This window comes from Acinetobacter lwoffii (assembly GCF_019343495.1).
GTDB classification, from domain to species: domain Bacteria; phylum Pseudomonadota; class Gammaproteobacteria; order Pseudomonadales; family Moraxellaceae; genus Acinetobacter; species Acinetobacter lwoffii_P.
In genome coordinates, this window is the sequence record NZ_CP072551.1 from 78,404 (window position 1) to 94,692 (window position 16,289).

The following is a 16,289-nucleotide window of genomic DNA, read 5'->3' on the forward strand; positions in this document are numbered from 1 at the left end:
AGCTTAATTCTGAGCTTCGACTAATGACAAAATATAAGACTTCTACCTCTGAAAATTGTAAAAAATCAATTTTTTTGATCTTTAAAGAATGAGGATATAGTATTTGTAAAATTACTTAGCTGCTTAAAACTTAATTCTAATTGGTTAATAGGTGAAAAATGAAATTAGCAGAAGCTCTCTTACTTCGAAGTGATCAACAAAAAAAAATTATTTCACTAAAACAACGTATCAATGCAAATGTATTGGTACAAGATGGTGATAAACCATCTGAAGATCCAAATGAACTATTGAAACAAGTATTTTCTTTAATTCAAGAATTTCAAAAATTAAGTTATGCAATTCATGAAACTAATGCTTTAACAAAATTAAATGATGGTCGTTCTCTACTTGCTTTATTGACTTTGCGTGATGAATTTGTAGAACAGCACAAAACCCTAACTGCAGCAATAAGTAATACATCTCGTGAATCTGATCGTTATAGTACGCGGGAAATAAAGTGGCATAAAGTTATTCCAGTTTCATCATTACAAAAACAAGCTGATGATATTAGTCTTAAATTACGTGATTTAAATGTGTTAATTCAGTCGAATAATTGGAAAATTGATTTGATTGAAGCCTAATAGTCCTTTAGATATAATCAAGTTGAACATACTGGGCGAGTACAAGATCCCTTACTTCCACAACATAGGATTGTAAATAAAGTGTAGTGGCTTGCAAAGCAAGTGGATAAGCTTAAAATTTTAAGTACAAATCAATCCATCACTTGGCATAACTCAAATCTTTGTGCGAACAAAGTTACACGTTACTTATAACTACCATGTACTGACAGTATGTTCACCTCAATTACTAAAAATAAAGAAATGAGCAAGCATCAGCTCAACTACATTTCTATTTTTAATTCGGTTCGGGTTTGTTGCATAACGAGCTGAAAAACAGATTTTGAAAACAGCAGATTCAAATCACAAGTGCGACACATTTGTAGTTAGTTGAAAAATTTAGGTGTATTCGTAGAATCATTAGACTTTTTCAACTCGCAATTGGAAAGCACGCAATGAAGAAATACACCCAACTCTCTCAAGATGAAAGTAAGCGTCCGCTGAGCCTCACTTTTTCTCACTCATGAATACCACGATAGTGTCCACTAAATTTTAAGTGGACACCTATTTATGGATTTAAAGACAGTTATAGACAGCACACCAATGCTAAAAAAGCCCCGTCGAACCTTCACGGCTGAATTTAAACATCAACTTATTCAGCAATGCCAGCAGCCAGATACATCAGTGGCTAAGGTCGCAATGCAACATCAGATCAATGCCAATCTGTTGCATAAATGGATTCGTCAGTCCAGATCAATGCCCCTGCATTAACACCCCCTCCATTCCACAGACTGACTTTCTTCCGGTCATGCTTCACCCGACTCCAGTCAAACAAGACGCACCTCCGCCACCTGTGCCGGAGAAGAATGCTGTCGCTCATATCAGGATTCCATTGCATAAGGAACAAAGTTCCGCAAGGGATCAGATGATCGAGATCGACTGGCCAGTGGAGTCAGTAACTGAATTACTGTTGCTGATCCAGGGTTTGACTCAATGATCCGTATTGATGAAATCTGGTTGTCTACCCAGCCCATGGACATGCGTGCGGGTATGGATACTGCCATGGCTAAGGTGTTGAGAGTCTTTGGCTCGATCAAACCGCATTGCGCTTACCTGTTCTGTAATAAACGTGGCCATCGCATGAAAGTGCTGGTGCATGATGGACGGGGATCTGGCTGTGTGCCCGGCGGCTGGAACAGGGAAAATTCCACTGGGCGCAGGTTCACCAGGGTGAAAGCATGGCGATCAGTCTGGAACAGTTACAGTCACTGATCCAGGGTTTGCCTTGGCAGCGCATTGGTGGTGACGATGCTCTAAACCAGCTTGGTACATTCTGCTATTCTCCAAACGTTCTATTTCCTCTGCGTCATGACCTCAGGCATACTGCGGTCATTAAAATGCTGCCTGACTTAAGCCAACTGACCCATGAACAACTGCTGGAATTTACCAGACAGCTAGCGCTGCAGCATCAACAACTCGCAGAAGATAAACAACAATTAGATACCAAAGTTCAGCATCTTGAAGTATCAAATCAGCAATTGGATGCCAAAGTTCAACATCTTGAAGCATGCAACCAACATCTCTCTGTTCTCGCTCAAAAATACGAGCATGAACTTGCGCTATTTAAACAGTATAAATTCGGTAGTAAAAATGAACATCTCACCGCAAAACAAATCCACCTATGGGACGAAGCGGTTGAAGAAGATATTGCTGCGGTTGACCTGGAACTGGAACGACTGAATGCAGATAAAATGAATACAGCTGCGCAGAAAAGCGAGTATGCACGACTCTAAAATCACCAAAGCGTTCGAATAAGTCTCGCCACGGGATACCTGAACGATAGCGCTTCAACAAATAGTCGGTTATCTTTGGCCGTTACTCCAACAGTACCCATTCGTCCAGGTAACAGATCTTTAACCTGTTCCCACTGATCATCTTTTAATGCATAGCGTTTAGTCATGAAAAATTATGAGGACCGGTAAGATTTTCTCAAGCTAATTGATGACACGCCCTAAGAATAAAAAAATATTTATAAAAATAGACGTCTTGCGTTAGTCAAAATTTAAAATTTAAACAGCCAAAAGCTACATATTATAAGGTTTTAGCCAATTCAAAAATTAGGTAAAACGATACTTTCGCAAGAGGTCTAATCTATATTTTTTAGATTTAGCTATACAGAATTTATCATTCTGTATAGCATAGACTTTATACTCTATTAGTATCTAGAGTATAGTAAGAGTCAGACTGCTTAGCTAAAAGTTCAATAAACTGCGGAATTGCACTTGCACTTTGAACCGTACCGGGTTTGTCGGAGACTTTTTTATTTAAGTTAGGCCACCTGACCTAACGGGTTAATCTTATCATAGTACATTGCTTCAAACTCAAAAGGCGACTTGTAACCCAATGCACTGTGTACACGCTCTTTATTGAACCAATCTACCCAGTTGAGTGTCGCAAGTTGTACATCCGCTAAACCTTGCCAATCTGCTTTTAAATATTCAATCACCTCTGTTTTGTATAAGCCATTCACTGTTTCAGCCAAAGCATTATCGTATGAATCACCAGTTGTACCGACTGACGCTCGTAAATTTGCTGCTTCTAGACGATTGGTATAGCGAATGGAAAGATATTGCACACCTCTATCGGAATGATGAATTACATTCTTTGGCATACCTCGATCATGCAAAGCTTGTTCTAATGCATCAAGCACCATATCTGTATTCATACGTGTTGATACTTTCCATCCAACAATTGCTCGTGAAAACACATCAATAATAAATGCGGTATAGACCCAACCTGACTTGGTTTGAATATACGTAAAGTCACTGACCCACAGCTGATCTGGATGATCAGCACTAAAATTACGTTTCACTAAATCATTCGCTCGTTTTTGATCATCTCGGCTACGGGTGGTTTGTTTGTTCTTACCTCGCCAAACACCTTGTATACCTAGCTTTTTCATTAATCGAGCAACAGTACAGCGTGCAATAATATAGCCTTCACGTTTCAGTTTTTGCCAGACTTTACGTACACCATACCGACCTGAACTTTCCTTCCAAATTCGTTTAATCTCCTCAGCATGATGCAAGTCATGTAAATCTCGCTTTGCTCGATGTTCTGGATTTTCGCAGAGATCTAGAGTCCGGTAATAGGTTGAAGCTGCGATCGGTAAAATCCTACAAATCGCATCAACACCATATAAGTCTTTATTGTTATGGATGAAATCCACCATTATTTGTGTGGGCGGTCGAGCTCCGCCTGGGCGAAAAAAGCGGCTGCTTTACGTAGAATTTCATTCGCACGTTGCAGTTCTTTATTTTCGCGTTCCAGTTGTTTGATACGTTCTTGGTCTGAAAGCTGCTGTACTTTAACTGGATTTTGTTTATCTAAATATTTTTGATACCAAACACGTAGTGTTTCAGGAGTACAACCCTTGCGCAGTATACTGCTCAGGGAGCAATAGCTGTGATCGCAGCCCAATTCGATGGATAATCTTTCTCGGATTCAATCAATAATTGAACCGCTCTTTCTCTGATTTCAGGGGTATATTTTAATTTTGTCATCGGGATAGTCTCTCAGAATATTGACTCTCCGACAAACCCGGTACGGTTCAGTTTCTAGGTGAAGGTGAGTGGAAACGTAAGAAACATGGACCTGAATATCGTCGCCAATGGCGTAAGCTTCATATTGGCATCGATGCTGAAACCTTGCAAATACGTGCAGTACAGCTTACCACAAATAATGTGAGCGATTCGCAAGTACTCGGTGATTTACTTGCTCAAATTCCCTTAGATGAACGAATTGATTCGGTCTATACCGATGGTGCTTATGACACTAAGCACTGCAGACAAGTCATTCTAGATCGAGATGCACATGCGGTCATTCCGCCAAGAAAAAATGCAAACCCATGGAAAGATCAGAAATTGAGATCTTTAGAGCGGAATGAGTTACTGAAAACAGTTAAACGTTTAGGAAGAACGCTTTGGAAAAAATGGTCTGGTTATCATCGTCGAAGTTTAGTTGAAACCAAGATGCATTGCATCAAACTATTAGGTGATAAATTAACAGCAAGGAGTTTTTCTAGTCAGGTGAATGAGATTCATGCACGCATAGCCGTATTGAACAAATTTACAGAATTAGGTCGTCCTCATACCCAAGTTGTCACTTGAATTCTGTTCAAATGAGCAGAGTGTTGTCTTTTAAATCTTTGTGCAACAAAGCCCTTTAAAATTACATTTAGCATAAAATCTCTTATGCGAAGTCCAATATTAAATTAATCCCTTCACAAGGAAGAAGCTTGCTACAATGACCAATAAAACTGCAAAGCATTTCTTTAACATTGCTGGCGATAAAGCATGTGCCGCCTTCGCACCAAACTTAGCCGTAATGAAACTCATGATGCTAATGCCAATAAATGCATAAATATGCACGTAACCAATGGTATTAGGTACATTAATCTCAGCATTTATACCAAAAATAATAAAACCTAATGCACCAGCGACAGCAATGGGGAATCCACATGCCGCAGATGTTCCAACCGCCTTCTGCATGACCACACCATAGCGATTCAGGTACGGAACCGTCAGACTTCCACCACCTATTCCAAAAATTGCTGATGCAATCCCAATGACACTACCAGCAGTAACTTGTTGACCTGACGACGGTAAAGTTTGCGTTGAATTAATTGCTGTTTTAGCATCTGTAAGCATCGTATATGCGACCCAAATCAGAAATAAGCCAACAATGATTTGTAGATGTAACCCTGATATCAAACCAGCAATACCTGCCCCAAAAAAACAACCAATCGCCATTGGTGGAGCTAGATTTTTAAATACAGGCCATAGCACAGCGCCATTTTTATGATGTGCCATTAATGAGCTGATTGAAGTGACAACGATTGTTGCTAAAGATGTACCTAATGCGAGATGCATAACAACATCAGGGTCATAACCCATTTGAGTAAAGACAATAAAAAGCAGTGGTACAATAATCGTACCACCGCCGACACCAAACAGCCCTGCTGCAAAACCAGCAAAAGCGCCGATGACTAAAAAGGTTATAAGTTCCACAATAAACTAACTTTAAAAAGATAAAAGAATTAAGGCATTGAGTTAAGCGTGTTCCAACTGACCCATTTGATGATAAGCACGGTTAAAATACACCAGACTTTCTTCTTGATCGCTTTGTTGAACTTTAAGAACACGACACATGAAAACACTGTGTGTACCGACTTGCTGAATATCTTGAATCTCACAGTCAAAACTGACCAAGGCATCTTTCAAAATAGGTGAACCAGTTTCCATCGTACTCCAATCACCGAGTTTGAAACGATCTTCTGAGCTGAATTTACTTGAAGCAAAAGCATTTGAAAGCTGTTCATGCTGAGTACTTAGTACGTTTACAGCCAAGACTTTATTTTCAACAAAATGGGCATGTGAACGGGAGGATTGATTCATACAGACTAATAACATTGGCGGTGTATCCGTCACGCTACATACGGCAGATGCAGTAAATCCATGCATACCTGTTTCACCCGAAGTCGTAATAACATTCACTGCTGTGGTGAGTAAAGACATTGCATTTCTAAAGTCTGTTGCTTCAATCATCTCTTTCATCTCAAATGTACATATCACGTGCTCGCGCATAAAGCTGGACAAATGACCTTGCGATGATTTGTTCTGCTTCGCACGAGACTACGTTTGATTAAGCTTCTAGCTCTTTACGAACAATGGCAGCACCTGCGCTTAAAGCTTCAAGTTTGCCACGTGCCACTTGGCGAGATAGCGGTGTCATACCACAGTTAGTTGAAGGATACAGTTTATCTGCATCAACAAATTGCAATGCTTTGCGTAGCGTATTTGCTACTTCCTCTGCAGTTTCCACTTGAGTGGTTGCCACATCAATTGCACCCACCATCACTTTCTTACCACGGATCAATTCGATTAAATCCATTGGTACACGTGAGTTTTGGCATTCAAGTGAAATAATATCGAGCTTAGATTGTTGTAGTTTCGGGAATGACTCTTCGTATTGACGCCATTCATTACCTAAAGTTTGTTTCCAATCTGTATTGGCTTTAATGCCGTAACCATAGCAAATATGAACTGCAGTTTCACACTTTAGACCTTCAAGTGCACGTTCTAAGGTTGGTACACCCCAGTCATTCACTTCATCAAAGAATACGTTAAACGCAGGTTCATCAAATTGAATAATGTCTACGCCTGCTGCTTCAAGTTCTAAAGCTTCTTGGTTCAAAATTTTGGCAAATTCCCAAGCCAGTTTTTCACGGCTCTTGTAGTGTCCGTCAAAAAGTGTATCAATCATGGTCATTGGACCAGGCAACGCCCATTTAATTGGCTGACTGGTTTGGCTGCGTAAAAATTTCGCATCGTCTACAAACACTGCTTTTTTACGAGAAACTTCACCCACAACCGACGGTACGCTTGCTTCATAACGATTACGAATACGCATGGTTTCACGCTTTTCGAAATCCACACCTTCAAGATGTTCAATAAACGTAGTTACGAAGTGCTGACGAGTTTGCTCACCATCACTTACGATATCAATACCAGCAGTGACTTGCTCATGTAATGATAATTTCAAAGCATCACGTTTAGCTTCTAATAACTCTTCGCCTTCAAGTTTCCATGCAGACCATAATTTTTCAGGTTCAGCTAACCAAGACGGTTTTGGCAAGCTACCCGCAGTTGAAGTTGGGAGTAAAAGTTTCGGTTGTGTAAGCGCCATGTCTAATCTTCTTTCTCTAAATTCGTCAGTCTGTGTGTCAATTCGATGTCTTAAGCAGCTGTTTCGATCTTAAAGTTTGCTGCCCATTCATTTAAAATATCTTGATATGGTTTGATGAAGTTTTCTTCTGTCCATTTACCTTGCTTAACCGCCAACTCACCACGTTCAACACGGTCATAAACGATACGTGTCAGTGAGTAATCGCCATAGCTCAAGCTTGGTTGATACTCCACACCTGCCGGAGAGTTGGTGTTGTAAATTTCAGGACGATAAATTTTTTGGAAGCTTTCCATGGTTGCAATCGCGCTGATCAATTCAAAATCAGTATAATCACGGACTAAGTCGCCAGCGAAATAGAATGCTAATGGTGCATTACCACCTTCTGGTTTGAAGTAACGTACACGTAAGCCCATTTTGGCGAAATATTCATCAGTACGTGAATATTCATCATTTTTGTATTCCACACCCAAAATAGGATGTACGTTGGCTGTACGGAAATACGTTTTAGAGGTTGAAACGCTTAAGCAAATGACAGGTTGTTTTTTAAATTCTGCTTTAAATACATCTGAATTGACTAAATGTTGATAAAGCTTGCCATGTAGATTACCAAAATCTTCAGGTTTTTCACCGACGCCACAACCGAGTTGAGGCAATACCACACTGAAGTCGTAATCACGCACATAAGATGAAAAGCTATTGCCAATCATGCCTTCAATACGCTCACCCGTATGATGGTCGATGATGGTGCTTTTGAGGGTTTCAATAAATGGAAAGGTTTGGCCATTGCCTTCGATATCAATTTCAGCAGAAATGATGTCGATCTCAAGTGAGTAGCGATCACCTTTAGGATTATCAACGGTCGCTAAGCTATTAAAACGGTTGTTAATCATCGCAAGGGTACGATGCAAGTTTTCTTCACGGCTTTCCCCACGTGCCAAATTGGCAAAATTTGTGGTTAAACGTGTGCTTTCTGCTGGCGTGTAGTTTTCATCAAAACGGATACGTTTAATTGAACACTCAAATGCTGTACTCATGGAGATTGCCACCTAAAAATTTTATAAAAAGCTAAATTTCTGAATGGCTGTATTTAAACGTGAATAAGAAAGTGAGTAAAACGATATAAATTCAGCTTAAGATGAGAAATACTCATCTTAATAAATTAAAGATTCTGAGGATTTTTAGTTATTCAGTAAGTTAAGTGGCTATCTAAAATCTTTATCTGAAATTGATAATGTTTTTTGCAACTCTACTAAAGATAATAAATCTCCAACTATCAAGTATGTGTAAAGGCTTTGTTGCACAAAGATTTGAAATGCAAAGCGCCCCTAATTGAGCCAAATTTAAGGCGTAACTTGGGTAAGTGGTCGACCTAATTCCGTAAATCTGTTGAGGATTGCTACACGTGCATGGGTCTCATTCACTTGGCTATCAAAGCTCCTTGCACTGAGTTTATCTGCTAATAATTTAATGCAGTGCATCTTAGTTTCAACCAAACTTCGCCGATGATAGCCTGACCATTTTTTCCATAGTGTCCTACCTGAGATACCGTCTTGGTAGTCAATCAGGTTTTGAGATTATTCGACCAATAAATAATCTCTTTGATAGGCAGTCTGATGTTTTAAAACGCCATAACACAGATGTATAAGCTTGCGCATTGCAGCACCTAAAGCACACATTTTATTTTTACCCTGGCTTAATAATCGTTGATATAAAGCTTCAATGTGTGGATTATATTTAATCGCTGTTAATGCTGACATATACAATACTGAGCGTATTTTACTGTCACCTGCTTTTGATAAGTGACTTTGCTTGTTGACTGAACTGCCAGACAACTGATGTACTGGAACCAAACCTACATATGCAGCAGCTTGACTTGCTTTTTCAAACTTGTGCGAATGAAATAACCCCAACAGTAATAAGCCTGATCGTTCACCGATTGAAGGAATAGTTTGCAGTAATTTCAAATCCTGTTTCAATGTTGGATCTTGATCTATGTGATTATTTATTAACTTATCAATATGTTCAAGTTGCTGATTTAAATACTCAATATTCTCTTCAAGTAATTTAATCACAACAACGGAGGTATGAGTGGACTGCGCCTTTTCAAGTCGATTCTTTTCCTGCAATAGACTACCTAGATAGACATCTCGTCTGCCTAGTAAAGCTTTTAATAATCTGACATTTTCAGGTTCAGGCTGCCATATGATTAACTTTGCGGTGTAACCATAACGTGAAAGAGCTTCACTATCAGCTTTATCCGTTTTATTTAGCATGGACATGCCTTTGGCAAAGGCTCTTACTCGTGAAGGATTAGCCACACAAACCTTTACACCTGCATCATATAGATAATATCCCAAATTCTCATGATAAACCGAAGTCGCTTCCATGATTGCTGTCACTTGATCAGGTTCAATTTTAAGAGTGATGAGCCATTTGAGCAGACTGCCAAAGCCACTTTCTGTATTAGTAAATATTTTATTTTTTCTTTTTCCAGTCAAACCTTGAGGGAAAATGCAACAATCTATTTTGGTTTTACTGACATCAATACCTAGCATAATCATGGTGATATTCCTTGAGTTTAAGCTATGATTTTTATCCCATTAACCATCATCTTACCTTGTGAATACAGCATCAAACTGCTTAGTTACCGTTCAGAGTTGTATGAGGGATAAGGGCAAATTGTAGGTTTTATCTCAGGTTCAAATTTAAGATTTTAGCAGCACTCCAAACTCTACAATTTGCGTATAGTGGTAGCTAATCACTATATCAATCAAGATACAAGAAGCACTGCTTCGCAAGATTAACTGGTAGCCCATCGCTACTTTTTTGGTAGCTGATTGCAATATCAATATGCTTTTATCTTCTACAAAGCGTGGTGTAATCTGGTGCTGTCCAATTCAATCCGCAAAGTTTAATCAGACTTTGCACAAAGCCAGTGACTATACGTAAAGACAGACGGAATAAGGATTTAATCATTAAGCAGCATTGGATGGCTGCGTCGGAGTAGGTTTGATTTCGCCCTTGTTTGCCTTTTGATGGGGCATACCATTGCGTAGCTGGATCAAACCAAATGGCAATATTTCCGCGACTCATGAGTGCTCGGTTATATATGCGGACCAATTGGTTGTGCGGTAGATTTTATGTGTAGGCTTATTCATTTGAAAATTATATCGCTGAAAAGCCTTTACAGATAGGTTTGTGCAACAAAGCCGTTCTTATTAAATTTCAATTAGTGAATTTCTTTCATCTTAACCTTAGAAAATATCAGTATATCAAATCCTTACTATCTAATTAAATCGTTAAAATATAGGGTTTAGATTTAAACCCATATAACTATGTCAAACAAACTTGAACGTCAGAAATTGACTCTCCCAGCAGGTCACGATAAGCTTCTGCTTCACTCCTGCTGTGCACCATGCTCGGGTGAAGTGATGGAAACCCTAATTGAATCAGGCATCGACTTTTCGATCTTTTTTTATAATCCCAATATTCACCCTGTCAAGGAATATGAAATCCGTAAGGAAGAAAATATTCGCTTTGCAGAAAAACATAATATTCCTTTTATTGACTGTGATTACGATACAGACAATTGGTTTGCACGTGCCAAAGGCATGGAAAATGAGCCAGAAAAAGGTATTCGCTGTACCATGTGTTTTGATATGCGCTTTGAACGGACTGCCCTTTATGCAGCTGAAAATGGCTTCAGCCTAATTAGTAGCTCATTGGGTATCTCTCGTTGGAAAGATATGAAGCAGATCAATGATTGTGGGCATCGTTCTGCTTCACATTATGAAGGTATCACCTATTGGGACTACAACTGGCGTAAAAATGGTGGTGCTGTTCGTATGCTTGAAATCAGCAAGAAGGAAGAATTCTACCAACAAGAATATTGTGGCTGTGTATACTCCTTACGTGATACCAACCGTTGGCGTATGAGCCAAGGTCGTGATCGCATCAAATTGGGCGTGAAATTTTATTCGAATGCCATGGATGATGAAAGCTAAGCTTCAGTCGCCAGATACCAATTTTTCCAGGAACTGGTTCCACGGACTTCAATGGGTACAGTTGGAATCAGTTTTTCTTTTAGAACGTCAGTCTGTCCCACGGCTTTGGCAAGTCGGGCTTTCACAGAATGAATGCATTCACGATCTCCAAACTCACAGCGATCCAATGTCGTACCCCCACAAGGACCATTCGCCAATCCTTTCGGACAAGTTTCAGGGCAAATATATAAAGTATCTCCTAACCTACATTGACCACAACTTTCACAACCCACGACCCCTTGCTTAGAGATAAATTCAGTTTTTAACAATGCTTTTGCTGCAGGCGCATTTTCCCAGAATGAGGCCTTAAAAATAAAATGCCCCACACCTTTGGCAATTTTGGACTCAAATAGAGCCTTGTGCATGAAATGCAATTGCTGATATTTAATAAGCTGGCTAGAGGATAGTTGGCGGGAATAATAAGCTAATTCTGGCACGAGTTCATTTTTAGTCTTCACTTGCCACAGTGCATTCCAGAGTGCTTCGAGTTCCTGTAAACCATAATGTCGATATTGTTCAATATATTTTTCTAAAAGCTTTTGCTCTTCAGGCTTATGGCATGCTGAAAGATGCACACCTGCAAAACTCAAATATTTACACATCAATATTTGTATAGCACAACGTTTATAAGCATTCTCAGTTCGTCCATCCTGTTTTTCCTGAGCCAACACTCGTAACATGTGTGGTGTAATAACAATTCCTGCGACCTTATGTTTCACCATAAAATTGGCACGTGCCAAACTAAGTGGCATAACACAAGCAAGTATATTTTGTGGGTATCGATGACGATTTAAAAAAGCCTTGGCTTGTTTTAAAGCCTCCATATCGTAACCCAACTGGGTAACGATAAAGTCTGCTCCTGCTTTAATCTTTTTGTGAAGTTTTAAATATTGTGCATCACGTTCAGCTTCAGCATATTTAAAGGGATTAAAAGCTACACCAATATGAAATCCACCATAACACTTTGCGGCCATGACCGCATTTACAGACTCTAAATATCGGGTGCGATTCGTTCCATCTTGACCATTTGTATGCCCTTTTAACTTATCACCTGTGAGAAGCAGTAAATTTTTTTGTCCCGAAGCTTGAGTTAATTTTAAGAAGGTCTCAAAATCAGTAATATCCCGACCTTTCCCTGAATAATGGATGATTTTTTCCACTGATGAAGGAAATGTCTTCGCACATTCAAGTGGTGGCAAATCACTATCGGCATGCACTCGATCTGCCAAAGTGATCGCACATGGAAATTCTGCTAAAGACATTGGTACGGCAATGCCCTTAGCAGAACTTAAATATTCCAACAAAATACAAAACTGATTGTGCTTAAAATGGGAAGCAAGCTGTGACATAAAATAAAGTTCAAATAAAAATGATTAAAGCAGGTCGCTATTATATTCGACCTAACAGAATCAGCCCGATTAATCTTAAACAGGCTGATATAGAAAATTTTAGTCAACAATTATGCAATGAATCTATTCAATACATTCAATCAGGCAACTTTCTCATGAGATTCTCGCTCTAATGCGAAATGAAATGCCTATTTTTCAAGAATATTTTAATACGACTTAATGAAGTTCTCTTCTATCCATTTACCTTGCTTAAGATTCAATTGAACACGTTCAACACCGTCATAAACTTTACGAGTTAAGAGAAATCATTATTGTGAACAGACTATTTCTCTAAGTTGATTCATCACAACATGTAATTTATAGCCATAGAGCCGGCCCATTGAGCTTTTACCACGAGATGCAATTTTAGATAATGATTTATGGCGGTGAATAGGTTTGTGCAACAAAGCCTATTCTAATTAAAACTTGAATTTCATAACCATTAATTTACAGTACAACTATCAATAAAATCGCCCCACCATTGCATCATTTCCATACGCTGATTAAAATATTCTGCATGATTATAACTTGCACGGGTTTTATTTTTATCAGTATGAGATAGCTGTGCTTCAATCCAATTTGATTGAAATAAACCGGATTCATTTAATATGGTACTAAATGTCGATCGTAACCCATGAGAAGTTAATTCATTTTTAGTATATCCCATTTTTCTGATAATCAAGTTCAGGGTATTAAAATGAATAGGTTTATTATTGTTTCGGGGGCTAGAAAACACATATTTTTCGCCATGAGACCAAACGAGTGCTGATTTCACAACTTCAAGTGCTTGATCAGATAGTGGAACAAAAAAATCAGGGATATCATGACCTAAAATAACCTTTCTTCTATATTGTTTAATATGTAAGGCTGGTATTTTCCATATTTTTTTATCTAGATCGAAGTGATGTGGTTCACAAAGCAATAATTCTCCACCACGGACGCCTGTATATAATTTAAACAACAGGGCTTTTTTAATAATAGGATCTGTATTAATCTGATTTAATTTAGCTAAGAAATTAGATAGTTCATCTGAATTTAAATGAGGATAGTTTTTCTTAATCTTATTGTTGACTAATATTTTATGAAGTCCATGTGCAATATTATATTCACAATACCCCATCGCTACCGCATAATCATAAATCTGATTTAAATAACTATAGGCTTTCTTTACAGGTTCTTTTACATTTCTAGATTCTATATTTTTAATAATCTTAACTAGATCATATCTTTTAATTTCCATAAATGGCATTAGTCCAATATTTGGATAAACATCCTGATCTAAACATTTTTTTGCGAGCTGAATTACACCGCATCGTGGTTCATCTTCAAAGGAATTTTTAATTTTAAATTCTAACCACTCTTCACAAATATCCTGAAAAGTTTTGATGTATTTTTTATGCAGTGGTTTATTTTCATAATTATTAAATTTATATTCATCCCGGACTGATCTGGCCTCTTTCAAGGACATTACAGGATATTCACCCAACTTCATGCGAGGACGTTTATTTGTCCCTGCAAGTGAATAGCGGTAACTCCAAGATTTACGTCCGTTTGGTTCTACCTTCAAACTTAAGCCATCATCATCTGCCAGAAAATAGATTTTTTCCTTTGGTTTAGCTTGACGTACCTTAATTTCAGTAAGACTCATGAATTTTTAACCTAACCACAAATGGCACTGCTCAATTCAATTATAGCAAATTTAAGCGATATTCATATGATGCGTATCATACGCATCACATATTTTTATAAGTAATTGTTAAATAAAATTTATATTTAGATTGGTTATTCCCTAGTAACCAATTAATTAACCATTGATTTTGCAAGTCTTAAATTGGCATTTGAAGTGCAGCCTCATGTTATGACTATTCACATTTCTGCTCTATGATTCATGGTTACTTATTAGTTATGTTATTATGTCAGGAGCGATACAAGAATTAGGGTAACCTTATTATGGAAATAGCGAATACGAAATTACTAGCTGGCGCTTTGATAGCCCTAACTTTAACTATAGTTAGCCCTGTCGTACTTGCAAATGATAACAATGATATACGAAAGACTATTGTAGTTAAGTTTGCTAAAAAAGCTTACTCTGCAAATTATTACGGAAGGATAGATGGATACAAGTATGATTCCTACAAATTTTATGCTAAAAAAGGGCAAAGGTTAAAAGTGAAGTTGACTGGAGGAAATGTTGAAGCTTACTTATGGAGTAATCAATTAAAAGACTCCATCAATCTTGGAGAATATTCTCCAGAGCTTGATGATAAGGGTATTTATATTTTACCTGCTTCAGGTGAGTATGAAATTAGAGTATTACAACCTAGATCACAGGCAAGAAAAGATAAAAAACCTCAATACTGGATGAGTATTAACATTAAATAAAGACTTGCTAGATTCGTTTAAGCTTTTATACAAGGGTTCAAAAACTATTGCCAGTTAAACGGGGCGTGATTTTTACGTATATGTTTTTATATTAGTAAAAATGATATAGATACGTAATTCATAGAGATCGTTTCAATTTAGCAATCTCTAAATACATCTTGTAATTGGCATGTTGAATCCGTTCATTTGAGGGGGCGTATTGCTTCTGGACTTCATCTAAGAAAGGAGTTTCTTCACATAATTCAAAGTACCTTTCCATCGGTGTTTTACCTTTCAAAGCTGAATGTGGTCTCATCCAGTTATAGTAATGCTGCCATTCTGCCAGTTTGCTCTGAATTTCCTCTGAATCGATATCTACAGTAGCGTAGAACTCAGATTTATCAGTCTTTTGTGAGCGCTACCTTGCCATTCAGATGAGGTAAACCCGGTTTATTCGGCCTAAATTTTATCCCATACTGCATCATTTTTTCTGTACTTTTTCAGCAAAGAATTCTCGTCCACGATCGGTCTGTATTTGCTGTATGGGAAAAGGCATTTATTCAATTACACAGTTAACAAGTCGAGTGTATTCGCAGCTGTTCGGCGTTTATATATCCTTAAAACGCGATATCGTGTGCAGTCATCGATAGATGTGTACTGATATAGTCCAGGACCCAGTTTACAGGTATCCATTTGAATTCTATCGCCTGGTAATGGACGTTCATAACAAATGTAATCTACTTTACGACGGAATTTTTTAATCGGTTTGACTTAATGGGTGGATAGTACTTTATGGATAGTCGCCAAGGACAACGAGACTCCGTGCAGCTCATTAATTCGGTTTGCAAACGTCGAGCACCAAGATTTCTAGCTGAGCGCATTTCCAATATTAAAGCTTCTAGCTCAGCATTGATTTTAGTATTTGGCGATTTTAAGGGACATTTACTATGACTACTTAATCCATCAATACCTTGTTCAGAATATCGTTTCCACCACTTGCGTAAAGTTGGTCTAGAAATGCCACATCTCCGACAAACCAGGCCAGCATTATTGGTCTCTTCAAATAATTTAACCCCATACGAGTCTTTGTTGAATTTCTCTGTTCATAGACACCCATTATATTGAAGTGATGTCTATGAATCACACAGATTATC

Annotated in this window: 12 protein-coding genes, 9 pseudogenes and 1 other annotated feature; of the genes and pseudogenes, 8 read left to right on the top strand and 13 right to left on the bottom strand. The window is 38.2% G+C overall.

Annotated features, from left to right (window positions below; all coding sequences use genetic code 11):
* The first annotated feature begins 158 nt into the window (after window positions 1-158).
* The 5 genes and pseudogenes from J7649_RS15880 to J7649_RS15900 form a co-directional block, all read left to right on the top strand.
* A complete protein-coding gene (locus tag J7649_RS15880; RefSeq protein WP_004647839.1) occupies window positions 159-620 on the top strand; it encodes a DIP1984 family protein in 462 nt (153 codons plus the stop codon).
* A 546-nt stretch (window positions 621-1,166) separates the two neighbouring features.
* Window positions 1,167-1,367 carry a transposase gene (locus J7649_RS15885; protein WP_004647840.1) on the top strand — a complete coding sequence of 67 codons (201 nt, stop codon included), beginning with the start codon at window positions 1,167-1,169 and terminating at the stop codon, window positions 1,365-1,367.
* Window positions 1,368-1,404: 37 nt separating this feature from the next.
* Window positions 1,405-1,593, top strand: a complete 189-nt coding sequence (locus J7649_RS15890) for a hypothetical protein (RefSeq protein WP_016807214.1) — start codon at window positions 1,405-1,407, stop codon at window positions 1,591-1,593.
* Window positions 1,594-1,658: 65 nt separating this feature from the next.
* Window positions 1,659-1,834 (top strand): annotated as a pseudogene (gene tnpB / locus J7649_RS16930) (IS66 family insertion sequence element accessory protein TnpB); the annotation flags it as partial.
* A 153-nt stretch (window positions 1,835-1,987) separates the two neighbouring features.
* Window positions 1,988-2,374, top strand: a pseudogene (locus J7649_RS15900) (IS66 family transposase); the annotation flags it as partial.
* Here the strand turns inward: J7649_RS15900 and J7649_RS15905 are convergent.
* Both J7649_RS15905 and J7649_RS15910 read right to left on the bottom strand, forming a co-directional pair.
* Window positions 2,370-2,556: pseudogene (locus tag J7649_RS15905) on the bottom strand (transposase); the annotation flags it as partial. The pseudogenes J7649_RS15900 and J7649_RS15905 sit on opposite strands and share 5 nt — an antisense overlap.
* A 369-nt stretch (window positions 2,557-2,925) precedes the next feature.
* Window positions 2,926-4,159: pseudogene (locus J7649_RS15910) on the bottom strand (IS3 family transposase).
* Window positions 3,754-3,870, bottom strand: a sequence feature (AL1L pseudoknot). It overlaps the preceding pseudogene by 117 nt.
* 45 nt (window positions 4,160-4,204) lie before the next feature.
* Between J7649_RS15910 and J7649_RS15915 the strand changes: the two are divergent.
* A pseudogene (locus tag J7649_RS15915) lies at window positions 4,205-4,765 on the top strand (IS5 family transposase); the annotation flags it as partial.
* Window positions 4,766-4,864: 99 nt separating this feature from the next.
* Here J7649_RS15915 and J7649_RS15920 read toward each other — a convergent pair.
* From J7649_RS15920 to J7649_RS15950, 7 genes and pseudogenes are all read right to left on the bottom strand, one after another.
* On the bottom strand, window positions 4,865-5,665 hold the full coding sequence (locus J7649_RS15920; protein ID WP_219310193.1) for a sulfite exporter TauE/SafE family protein: 801 nt from the start codon (window positions 5,663-5,665) through the stop codon (window positions 4,865-4,867).
* A gap of 42 nt (window positions 5,666-5,707) precedes the next feature.
* A complete protein-coding gene (locus J7649_RS15925; RefSeq protein ID WP_219310195.1) occupies window positions 5,708-6,202 on the bottom strand; it encodes a flavin reductase family protein in 495 nt (164 codons plus the stop codon).
* Between the two features lie 97 nt (window positions 6,203-6,299).
* Entirely contained in the window at window positions 6,300-7,343 is a 1,044-nt protein-coding gene (locus J7649_RS15930) for a methionine synthase (protein ID WP_213687784.1), read from the bottom strand.
* A 50-nt stretch (window positions 7,344-7,393) separates the two neighbouring features.
* Window positions 7,394-8,377 carry a putative oxygenase MesX gene (locus J7649_RS15935; protein WP_219310197.1) on the bottom strand — a complete coding sequence of 328 codons (984 nt, stop codon included), beginning with the start codon at window positions 8,375-8,377 and terminating at the stop codon, window positions 7,394-7,396.
* A 306-nt stretch (window positions 8,378-8,683) separates the two neighbouring features.
* Window positions 8,684-8,881, bottom strand: a pseudogene (locus tag J7649_RS15940) (IS5/IS1182 family transposase); the annotation flags it as partial.
* A 36-nt stretch (window positions 8,882-8,917) separates the two neighbouring features.
* Entirely contained in the window at window positions 8,918-9,904 is a 987-nt protein-coding gene (locus J7649_RS15945) for an IS110 family RNA-guided transposase (RefSeq protein WP_004278529.1), read from the bottom strand.
* Window positions 9,905-10,202: 298 nt separating this feature from the next.
* Window positions 10,203-10,501 (bottom strand): annotated as a pseudogene (locus J7649_RS15950) (transposase); the annotation flags it as partial.
* 177 nt (window positions 10,502-10,678) lie between these two features.
* On the opposite strand from J7649_RS15950, the gene J7649_RS15955 reads away from it, so the two are divergent.
* Window positions 10,679-11,347 carry an epoxyqueuosine reductase QueH gene (locus J7649_RS15955; protein WP_004647714.1) on the top strand — a complete coding sequence of 223 codons (669 nt, stop codon included), beginning with the start codon at window positions 10,679-10,681 and terminating at the stop codon, window positions 11,345-11,347.
* On the opposite strand, the gene J7649_RS15960 is transcribed toward J7649_RS15955, so the two are convergent.
* From J7649_RS15960 to J7649_RS15970, 3 genes and pseudogenes are all read right to left on the bottom strand, one after another.
* Complete coding sequence (locus J7649_RS15960; protein WP_219310199.1) at window positions 11,344-12,735, bottom strand: methylenetetrahydrofolate reductase C-terminal domain-containing protein; 1,392 nt, start codon at window positions 12,733-12,735, stop codon at window positions 11,344-11,346. The two genes, J7649_RS15955 and J7649_RS15960, sit on opposite strands and share 4 nt — an antisense overlap.
* Before the next feature lie 314 nt (window positions 12,736-13,049).
* A pseudogene (locus tag J7649_RS15965) lies at window positions 13,050-13,166 on the bottom strand (transposase); the annotation flags it as partial.
* A gap of 50 nt (window positions 13,167-13,216) precedes the next feature.
* Window positions 13,217-14,422, bottom strand: coding sequence for a tyrosine-type recombinase/integrase (locus J7649_RS15970; RefSeq protein ID WP_004647716.1), 1,206 nt, complete (start codon window positions 14,420-14,422; stop codon window positions 13,217-13,219).
* 302 nt (window positions 14,423-14,724) lie between these two features.
* On the opposite strand from J7649_RS15970, the gene J7649_RS15975 reads away from it, so the two are divergent.
* On the top strand, window positions 14,725-15,156 hold the full coding sequence (locus J7649_RS15975; protein WP_219310201.1) for a PPC domain-containing protein: 432 nt from the start codon (window positions 14,725-14,727) through the stop codon (window positions 15,154-15,156).
* A gap of 118 nt (window positions 15,157-15,274) precedes the next feature.
* On the opposite strand, the pseudogene J7649_RS15980 reads toward J7649_RS15975, so the two are convergent.
* A pseudogene (locus J7649_RS15980) lies at window positions 15,275-16,242 on the bottom strand (IS481 family transposase).
* Window positions 16,243-16,289: the final 47 nt, after the last annotated feature.

What these genes read in the sequence shown, in the direction of transcription:
- J7649_RS15880 (WP_004647839.1), top strand. Translation starts at nt 159, where the DNA reads ATGAAATTAGCAGAAGCTCTCTTACTTCGAAGTGATCAACAAAAAAAA.
- J7649_RS15885 (WP_004647840.1), top strand. Translation starts at nt 1,167, where the DNA reads ATGGATTTAAAGACAGTTATAGACAGCACACCAATGCTAAAAAAGCCC.
- J7649_RS15890 (WP_016807214.1), top strand. Translation starts at nt 1,405, where the DNA reads ATGCTTCACCCGACTCCAGTCAAACAAGACGCACCTCCGCCACCTGTG.
- J7649_RS15925 (WP_219310195.1), bottom strand. Translation starts at nt 6,202, where the DNA reads ATGATTGAAGCAACAGACTTTAGAAATGCAATGTCTTTACTCACCACA.
- J7649_RS15930 (WP_213687784.1), bottom strand. Translation starts at nt 7,343, where the DNA reads ATGGCGCTTACACAACCGAAACTTTTACTCCCAACTTCAACTGCGGGT.
- J7649_RS15935 (WP_219310197.1), bottom strand. Translation starts at nt 8,377, where the DNA reads ATGAGTACAGCATTTGAGTGTTCAATTAAACGTATCCGTTTTGATGAA.
- J7649_RS15945 (WP_004278529.1), bottom strand. Translation starts at nt 9,904, where the DNA reads ATGATTATGCTAGGTATTGATGTCAGTAAAACCAAAATAGATTGTTGC.
- J7649_RS15955 (WP_004647714.1), top strand. Translation starts at nt 10,679, where the DNA reads ATGTCAAACAAACTTGAACGTCAGAAATTGACTCTCCCAGCAGGTCAC.
- J7649_RS15960 (WP_219310199.1), bottom strand. Translation starts at nt 12,735, where the DNA reads ATGTCACAGCTTGCTTCCCATTTTAAGCACAATCAGTTTTGTATTTTG.
- J7649_RS15970 (WP_004647716.1), bottom strand. Translation starts at nt 14,422, where the DNA reads ATGAGTCTTACTGAAATTAAGGTACGTCAAGCTAAACCAAAGGAAAAA.
- J7649_RS15975 (WP_219310201.1), top strand. Translation starts at nt 14,725, where the DNA reads ATGGAAATAGCGAATACGAAATTACTAGCTGGCGCTTTGATAGCCCTA.